This is a genomic window from Amycolatopsis sp. (assembly GCF_035276945.1).
Taxonomy (GTDB): domain Bacteria; phylum Actinomycetota; class Actinomycetes; order Mycobacteriales; family Pseudonocardiaceae; genus Amycolatopsis_E.
Window position 1 is genome coordinate 61,948 of record NZ_DATELF010000075.1, and the last position, 7,953, is coordinate 69,900.

Sequence of the window (7,953 nt, forward strand, 5' to 3'; positions counted from 1 at the left end):
GCGTGTCGCAAGATCTCATTCTCGCGGGCCGCCTCGCCGACGCGGCCGACGCGATCACGACCGCACGGTTCCGCGCCCGGGACCTGAAGGTCGACAGCAAACCCGACCGGACTCCCGTCACCGACGCGGACACCGCGGTGGAGGACGCGGTGCGCGAGTTGCTGGCCGGGGAACGGCCCATGGATGCCGTGGTGGGCGAGGAACGCGGTGGCGAGTCGTGGTCGGCGGGGCGCGTCTGGATCCTCGACCCGATCGACGGGACCAAGAACTTCCTGCGGGGCGCACCGGTGTGGGCGACCCTGATCGCGCTCGTCGAGGACGGCACACCGACCGTCGGCATGATCAGCGCTCCCCTGCTCGGTCGCCGCTGGTGGGCCGCCCAGGGCGCCGGGGCGTGGTCGCGCGACGCGACCGGCGAGCGCCGGATCTCGGTGTCCGGGGTGTCATCGCTGGAGGACGCGTACCTGTCCACGACGCATCTGGGTTCGTGGACCGAGCACCACTCGCGCGAGGCATACCTGGCGTTGACGGACGCGTGCTGGGAGAACCGCGCCTTCGGCGATTTCTGGTCACACTGCCTCGTGGCCGAGGGTGCCATCGATCTGGCCGCGGAGGCGATCGTCAACCCGTGGGACGTCGCGGCCGCGCAGGTGCTGGTGGCCGAGGCGGGCGGCCGGTTCAGCGACCTGTCCGGCAAGCCGCGCTTCGACGGCGGCTCCGCCCTGTCGTCGAACGGGCTCCTGCATGACGCGGCCCTGCGGATCCTGCGGGATCACTGAAGAAACGTTCGCCACCACCAGCACGACCTGACCCGGTAACCGCTTCAGGAGGCGGTGACCGGAAGGAGCCCGACCGCGCCGCGGGTCACCTGCGACCAGGCAAGGCGGCCGAACAGGTAGTGGCAGGCGACCTGCTCGTTGGTGAACCGCGCCCAGTCGTACCGGTTTCCCTGCTCCCGCCAGAAAACCTCCCAGACGGGGGCGCCTTCTTCGGATTCGTCGACGCGGAGAACACACCAGGTGTTGTCCGCCTCGGCGCCGATCGAAACCACCTCGTGCGGCACGCCGATGGCCTCCAGCCACCGCACGATCGACTCCATGTTCAAGGAATCTCCTTTCCCTCCGCGGCTCCGCGCACGACCGCGATCGGGTCGGCAGACCGCTTCACCCGAGCACCGTGGTCACCTCGAGGGCCACGAGCCGGCAGGATCACTGGCCTTCTTCAAAGGTCACGTCCGCCAGATAACCCATGCTCACCAGCTCGTCGGCCGAGTAGATCGCGCGGTACCTGACACCGCTGCCCGGCTGACCGAACCAGCCCGCGGACACGGCTCGCCACATGGGCACCTCGCGCAGCACCCGGTAGCGGCGATACCCGGCGTCCAGTGCCGACGCCGGCAGTGACCGGTGCGCGAACGGTGTCCCCTCCGGCGCGAACACGCGGCCCGTGATGTCGCCGAACCGGTCCAGCGTCGTGCCCTCGGGCAGCAACTCCGGTTGGCCCTCCGCGGACCCGCCCTCCGGGTACACCTCGCCCGGGGGCCACGCGTACTCCGGAACCGAGTCGCGCAGCCCGACCAGGAAGCGTCGATCCCAGTCACGCTCGTGCAGGCCGCCGAGCGGGTCGTAGCCCTCGGTCAGCGCCGGCGGCGGGGAGGTGGGCAGGGTCGGCAGGCGGCTCAGCCCCGCGCGGACCTTTTCCAGCGCGTCCGAGGAATCGATCAGCGCGGAATCGGGATGGTCGTGCGGGGGAAAGCGCAGGCCGGGCGCGTAGTCGACCTCCTGCGGCGGCACGGGGAGCTGCCTTGCCGGGCGCTCGGCGGGCACGGGCAGGTGGCCGATCGGGAACATGTGCACCAGGAACAGCGCCACGATGCTTTCGCGTTCCCGGCGGGGCACGCCAACGGGCGGGACCGGCCGCGGTGGCTCCGGGCGAGCGGGCTCCGGCCGGGGTGCGGCATACGGCTGCGGCTCGATTTGCGGTGTGTACCGGAATCCCGTCGCGACCTGCGGCCGGGGAGCGAAACTCGGACCGCGGCCGGCAACCGGTGTTCCGGGCGTCACTGCCCCGCCGGGCACCGCACCGGCGTGTGGTGGTGGCGCGACGGAGCCGCCTGGTACGGGCGGTCCGCCGGTGACGGGCGGCGGCGCCGCATATCCCGGCGAGTATCCGGGCTGAGGATTGGCCGGTGCCGCGCCGGGCACGAAACCGGCGCCGGGTGGCGGCGGGGCGGACGCGGCGTCGGCGAAACCGGACGCGATTGTCCCACCGGGAACACCGCGTTGCGCGTGCTGCGGTGCGGGAAGGCCGGACGGCGGAGTCGCGACGTCGTCGAATCCGCCGTGGTCGAGCAGCCCTCCGTACTGGCCCGCGGCGGGCGCGGGCGCGGGATGCGGAATCCGGATCGGGCCGGTGCCCGCGTCCGGGGCGGGCGCGGCTGGCACAGGCTGCGGCACCTGTGGGGGTGGCAGGTGCTGTCGGGGCAGCTGCCGCGGAGTGTCCAAAGTGGATTCTGCGACGTGGGCCACCGGACCCGTGGTACCGGCCACGTCCGCGACGGTGCTCGTCACGTGGTGGGTCACCGAAGCGGCGTGCCCGGTCACCGGGGCGACCACCTTGTCCACGGAGTTGTCCACAACCCTGTCCACAACCGGGGAAACCACCGCGTCCCCCGTCGACAGGACGTACCCCGGCAGGCCGGTGACCGTGCTGAGCAGCCCGGCCTGGCCGTGCGGGGTGTGCGCGCCGGGATGAGGGTCGACCAGCGGGGTCGCCGCAACGGGCCCGCCGCCCGGGCCGACCGCGTCCGCCAGACCGTGCGTCAGCGCGGACAGGTTGGTCGCCGTCCCGCGCAAGACCGTGTCCAGGCCCAGCAACGCCGTCGGATGCCCGGACGAAGCCGCCGTCCGGGCCGCGTCACGGTTCTTCGCCGCGGAGACGAGCTGACGCACCATCTCCACCTTCGCCGCGCCCACCTGGTCGGCGGCGTGCTCCAGCCGGTCGGCGGCGGCCCCCGCACCCGTCGCGGCCTGGGTCAGCTTGCCGTGATCGGGGTGCACGTAGCCGGACCAGAGCTTGCCCGCGGCCTCCGCCGCGTCACCGGACATCGCCCCGACCGCCCCGGCGGCGGTGTGGTCGGCTTCGGACGCCAGGTTGGTGAGCTTGGTTTGCGCGTCACGCCAGGCATTGGCCTGTTCGCGCAGCTTGTCCTCGTCCGCCTGGGGCCAGGACAGCCCGGTGGCCGCCGCGACGTCGGCCAGTTCCTTCGGCAGCTCGATGCCCATGGGTGCCTAGTCCTTGACGGCCGCGCCGCTGACGGAGTCCACGGCACCGGAATCCGCCGCCCGGTAGCGCCGCGCGGCCTCGCCGAACGAGTCGCCGACCTCCCTCAGTCCCGCGGCCAGCCCGTGCGACCGGTCCGCCGTCGCGCCGGCCGGTCCGGCATGTGCCGCCGCGAAACTCTTGCCCACCACGTCGTCGCCCCAGGCGGCCTCGGCCCCGTCGAGCGCGCGATCGAGGTCGGCGGCGATCGTCCCGGCGCGTTCGACCAGGCCGTCGAAGTCCCTGGCCCGTGCCGCGAGCCGGTCGACGTCGGTGTCGAAGCCGCGGGTCACCGGGCCCGCTCCCGGATCCAGTTCTGGTCCTCGTAGCTGTCCTCGTCTACCTGCGGTTTCCGTTGCGGCGGGGCGATTTCGCGTGCTTCGAGGTCCGCCGTGCCGAGCAGCAAGGCCTGCGGATCGGTCTCGCTGGGCAGCGCCGGGGCGAGCACTTCCCCGGCCCGGGCGAGTGCCCGCACGGTGGCCGCTCCGGTCACCCGCACGATCTGCTCGGCCAGTTCGGCGGGCCGGTATCTGCGGTAGGCGGAATCGGCGATGACCAGGTTCGTCAACGTGCCACGGGGACCGACCGTCGCCGTGATCAGGCCGTCGGCGTCGCTGGCCGAGGCGGTGACCGAGGAAAGTTCGCGGTGCACGGCGGCCAGCTGATCCCGGCTCCGCCGGTAGCCGGCGAGTAGCTCCTCAACCTGTGCGCGGTGCTCGGTCACGGCACCCTCCCGGGTCGGTACGGCGATCGGCTTGGAGTCTGACGCACCCCGCGAGCCGACGGTTCCACCCTTTCAGGTGAAACTTCCCATCACCGCCCGGCTCTAGCCGCTCTTCGCGAGCGCCCGTACCACATTCGACGGGCTCGGCCTGCCGAGCCTTTCCGCCATCCACACGCTCGTCGCCACCAGCTCCCCGAGGTCCACGCCATGCTCGATGCCGAGCCCGTCGAGCAGCCAGACCAGGTCCTCGGTGGCCAGGTTTCCAGTCGCCGACTCGGCATACGGGCAGCCGCCGAGCCCACCGGCCGACGAGTCCACAGTCGACACTCCACACCGGAGCGCGGCCAAGGTGTTCGCGAGCGCCTGGCCGTAGGTGTCGTGGAAGTGCACGGCCAGCCGTTCCGGGCCGATCCCGGCCTCCGACAGCGCCCCGAGCAGCCGCTCGACCTGCCCGGCGGTGGCCACGCCGACGGTGTCGCCCAGTGAAAGCTGGAAGCAGCCGAGGTCGAGCAGTCGGGAACTGGCGCGGACCACCTGGTCGACGGCGACCGCACCCTCCCAGGGATCGCCGAAACACATCGACAGGTACGCCCGGACCGCCACGCCCGCGTCGAGCGCCCTGGCCACGACCGGCTCGAACAGCGCGAACTGATCGTCCAATGTGGAATTCAGGTTGCGGCGGGCGAAGGTGTCCGTGGCACTGCCGAAGATCGCGATTTCGGCGCAGCCCGCGTCCAGCGCGCGGGCGAGCCCGCGTTCGTTGGGCACCAGCACCGGGTACCGCACACCCTCGTGACGGGCCAGACCGGCGAGCAGTTCCTCGGCGTCGGCGAGCTGCGGCACCCATTTCGGCGACACGAAACTCGTCGCCTCCAGCACCGTGAGCCCCGCACGGGCGAGCCGGTCCAGGAACTCGATCTTGACGTCGACGGGCACCACGGCCTGCTCGTTCTGCAGCCCGTCGCGTGCCCCGACCTCCCAGACAGTGACCCGCGGCGGCAACTTCGCGGCCGGCACGACCTCCGGCAGGCCAAGCTCCCGGGTACCCATCAGCGCCTCCCCCGGCCGCGGGAGGACCCGTCGGCCGGTCCTGTGTAGTCGTCGTGCGGGTTGTCGTTGACCTCACGGTAGATCAGCGTGTGCACTCGCTCGACCCGTGGAATGTCGTCGAAACGCAGTGGCTCGTCGGAGGCCGACTCGATGACCAGCGTGCCGCAGCCGAAGAGGCGGTCGATCAGCCCGTGCTCGAACTGGACGCTGTTGATCCGGGTCATCGGGATGTCGATACCGGTCCGCTTGATCACGCCTTCGCGGGCGATCAGCCGGTCGGTGGTGACCACGAAGTGCGTGGTGCGCCACCGGATCAGCGGCGCCAGGAACAGCCAGCTGATCAGCACCACGGCGACCACGACGACGGCTATCGTGGCCACCGACTCCCACGGCGCGGGCGCGCCCTCGGCGAGCGTGGCCAGCCAGATGCCGAGACCCACCGTGAGTGCCAGCCAGATGACAGGACCGATCAGCATCTTCGCGTGCGGGTGGCTGTGCACAACGACCTGTTCGTTGTCGCTGAGCAGATCCTCCGGAAAAGCCATGCGCCAACCGTACCCCGTGCGACCGGGCGTGCGAGTGAAACGCGTCTTCGACCGCCTTCGGTACGGCTTAGACCATCCGCAGGTGCACGACGTCCCCGGAGAAGACGGTGTGCCGGTGGCCCTCGTCGTCGAGCACCGTCAGCCGGCCCGAAGAATCGACGTCCACCGCGGTGCCGGTCAACGATGCGTCACCGGGCAGCAGAACCCGCACCTCGCGCCCGAGAGTCTCGCAGCGCGCGCGGTACTCCTCGATCAGCCCGGCGCGCCCGAGGTCGCCGTCCGCGGCTCGCCATGCGCCCTCCCGTTCGGCGAGCGCGGACAGCAGCAGGGCGGCGATCTCCGTCCGGTCGGTCGTGCGCGCCCCCACCTCCGCGAGGGAGGCCGGCCGCAACCCGCCCGCCCCCGGGGGGACATCGGCGCCGAGCGGCCGCACGTTGAGCCCGATCCCCAGCACCACCGCGGGCTGGTCAGCCATGATGGCCTCGGCGAGGATGCCCGCGCATTTTCCGCGCTCCGGCCCGGCAAGCACGTCGTTCGGCCACTTCAGTGCGGCGTCGGCGCCGAGTCCGGCGGTGAGATCGGTCACCGCGAGACCGGCCACGATGGCCAGGGTGCCAAGTCCGGCGAATGGCACCTCGCGCGGCCTCAGCAGCACGCTCAGATATATTCCACCCCCTTTGGGCGAACTCCAGGGCCGAGCTCGCCTGCCGACTCCCGCGGTTTGCTCCTCGGCGATCAGAACGGTTCGGTCCGCAGCCCCCTCGATGGCGGATTTTCGCAGGTCAGCATTGGTGGATCCGGTACTGGAGACCACCTCGATCGTGTGGTACGGAGGGACGAGTTGCGCGCGGAGCCGCGCGGCGTCGATGTCGGCCATAGGGGCATTTAACAACGCACGAGTGGTCCGTTCGTTGGTCTTGAGTGGACTCCTCGCCGGTTTCTCATAGTGTTGGGAGGGTGACCATTCGGTTCTTGGCCACCGGCAAGGCAATCGCGGCGCTCAAGTCGGCCGTGGGACGCACCTTTCGCCAGGGAAAGCCGGGGAAGCTTCGCGCGGCGACCGGGCGCGCGTTGATCGCGCTGGTGATGGTCGCCGCGCTGGTGATCGGCAGCCTGCTGTTCATGCGCCCCGCCGCGCAGTCGCAGGCCGTGCTGCCCGCCGCCGAACCGCAGCCACCCAGCAGCACCGCGGCCAGCACCGGACCGTCCGTGCTCGAGGTGAGCGCCCCGGTACCGGCGCAGGCTCCCCAGCAGCAGCCACAGCAGCAGGGCAAGAGCGCGCTGGAGAGCTGGGCCGCCGGGCTGAGCGGGCCGCTGGACATCCCGGAACGGACGCTCATCGGGTACGCGAACGGCGAGCTGACGCTGCGGAAGGAACAGCCGAACTGTCACCTGTCCTGGGTCACCCTGGCGGGCATCGGCAAGGCGAGTTCCGACCATGGCCGCTACGGCGGTGACCTCCTCAAGAGCGACGGGACGCTGAACAAGCCACTGGGCGCGGTCCCGCTGCAGGGCGCGGCGGGAGAAGCCGCGACCGAGCAGCGCGGCGGGCCGCTGCAGTTGACCCAGCAGCAGCTCAAGCGCGGCGGTGGCGGGAACATCCAGGACGTCGACGACGCCGCGACCGCGACCGGGCGGGTGCTCTGCTCCGGCGGCACCAACCTGCAAGCGGGCCAGAGCTGGTGGAAGGCCATCGCGAACTACCGTGCCTCGGACCTGTTCCGTCAGCAGGTACTGGGCAACGCGCAGCTCTACGCGACCCTCTCGCAGAACCCGGCCGCGGGGAAGGCCCCCGCCGCCCGCGCGGTGCGGTTCGCGCTCGACCAGATCGGCCTGCCCTACGTCTGGGGCGGCAACGGCCCCGATTCGGGCTCCGCGGGATTCGACTGCTCCGGCCTGACCAAGGCCGCTTACGACGCCGCCGGGATTTCCCTCCAGCGCACCGCGGATTCGCAGTTCCGGTCCGTGCTGCCGGTGCCGCCGACCGGCCTGCCGAAAATGGGCGATCTCGTCTTCTACGGCAATCCCGCCACCCGCATCCACCACGTCGGGCTCTACCTCGGCAACGGCCTGATGATCAACGCCCCCACCGAGGGCATGGCGGTCCAGATCGCCACCTACCACGTCACCGGGGACGACTACGCGGGAGCCGGCCACCCAGCCAACTAACCACGGATGTAGGGCCTCGAATTTGATGGCTTGTTCTCAATGATCTTGGCATCTGGTTGGCACTTGTGTCATCGGCGTGAGACTCGCCGTCATTGTCTGTTCTCACTGAAGGTGACAGGTTCTCGATCAACTGCGTTGACACTT

Annotated in this window: 9 protein-coding genes; 2 read left to right on the forward strand and 7 right to left on the reverse strand. The window is 71.0% G+C overall.

What is annotated here, in order from left to right; all coding sequences use genetic code 11:
* Positions 1 to 2 precede the first annotated feature (2 nt).
* Positions 3 to 779: a histidinol-phosphatase gene (gene hisN / locus VJT49_RS13360; protein WP_324165097.1), complete on the forward strand. Its 777-nt coding sequence runs from the start codon at positions 3 to 5 to the stop codon at positions 777 to 779.
* A 44-nt stretch (positions 780 to 823) separates the two neighbouring features.
* On the opposite strand, the gene VJT49_RS13365 is transcribed toward hisN, so the two are convergent.
* The 7 genes from VJT49_RS13365 to VJT49_RS13395 form a co-directional block, all read right to left on the reverse strand.
* On the reverse strand, positions 824 to 1,105 hold the full coding sequence (locus tag VJT49_RS13365) for a hypothetical protein (RefSeq protein ID WP_324165098.1): 282 nt from the start codon (positions 1,103 to 1,105) through the stop codon (positions 824 to 826).
* A 103-nt stretch (positions 1,106 to 1,208) separates the two neighbouring features.
* Positions 1,209 to 3,284: a TNT domain-containing protein gene (locus VJT49_RS13370; RefSeq protein WP_324165099.1), complete on the reverse strand. Its 2,076-nt coding sequence runs from the start codon at positions 3,282 to 3,284 to the stop codon at positions 1,209 to 1,211.
* 6 nt (positions 3,285 to 3,290) lie between these two features.
* Positions 3,291 to 3,614 carry a hypothetical protein gene (locus tag VJT49_RS13375; RefSeq protein ID WP_324165100.1) on the reverse strand — a complete coding sequence of 108 codons (324 nt, stop codon included), beginning with the start codon at positions 3,612 to 3,614 and terminating at the stop codon, positions 3,291 to 3,293.
* Positions 3,611 to 4,045 (reverse strand): YbaB/EbfC family nucleoid-associated protein, encoded by a 435-nt coding sequence (locus VJT49_RS13380; RefSeq protein ID WP_324165101.1) that lies wholly within the window; start codon positions 4,043 to 4,045, stop codon positions 3,611 to 3,613. The genes VJT49_RS13375 and VJT49_RS13380 overlap by 4 nt, the downstream gene beginning before the upstream one ends.
* A gap of 102 nt (positions 4,046 to 4,147) precedes the next feature.
* Positions 4,148 to 5,095, reverse strand: coding sequence for a hydroxymethylglutaryl-CoA lyase (locus VJT49_RS13385; protein ID WP_324165102.1), 948 nt, complete (start codon positions 5,093 to 5,095; stop codon positions 4,148 to 4,150).
* On the reverse strand, positions 5,095 to 5,640 hold the full coding sequence (locus VJT49_RS13390) for a PH domain-containing protein (RefSeq protein WP_324165103.1): 546 nt from the start codon (positions 5,638 to 5,640) through the stop codon (positions 5,095 to 5,097). Before VJT49_RS13390 ends, VJT49_RS13385 begins: the two co-directional genes overlap by 1 nt.
* 67 nt (positions 5,641 to 5,707) lie before the next feature.
* Positions 5,708 to 6,517 (reverse strand): biotin--[acetyl-CoA-carboxylase] ligase, encoded by an 810-nt coding sequence (locus VJT49_RS13395; RefSeq protein WP_324165104.1) that lies wholly within the window; start codon positions 6,515 to 6,517, stop codon positions 5,708 to 5,710.
* A 209-nt stretch (positions 6,518 to 6,726) separates the two neighbouring features.
* Between VJT49_RS13395 and VJT49_RS13400 the strand changes: the two genes are divergently transcribed.
* Positions 6,727 to 7,809: a C40 family peptidase gene (locus tag VJT49_RS13400; RefSeq protein ID WP_414635942.1), complete on the forward strand. Its 1,083-nt coding sequence runs from the start codon at positions 6,727 to 6,729 to the stop codon at positions 7,807 to 7,809.
* The last annotated feature ends 144 nt before the right edge of the window (positions 7,810 to 7,953 follow it).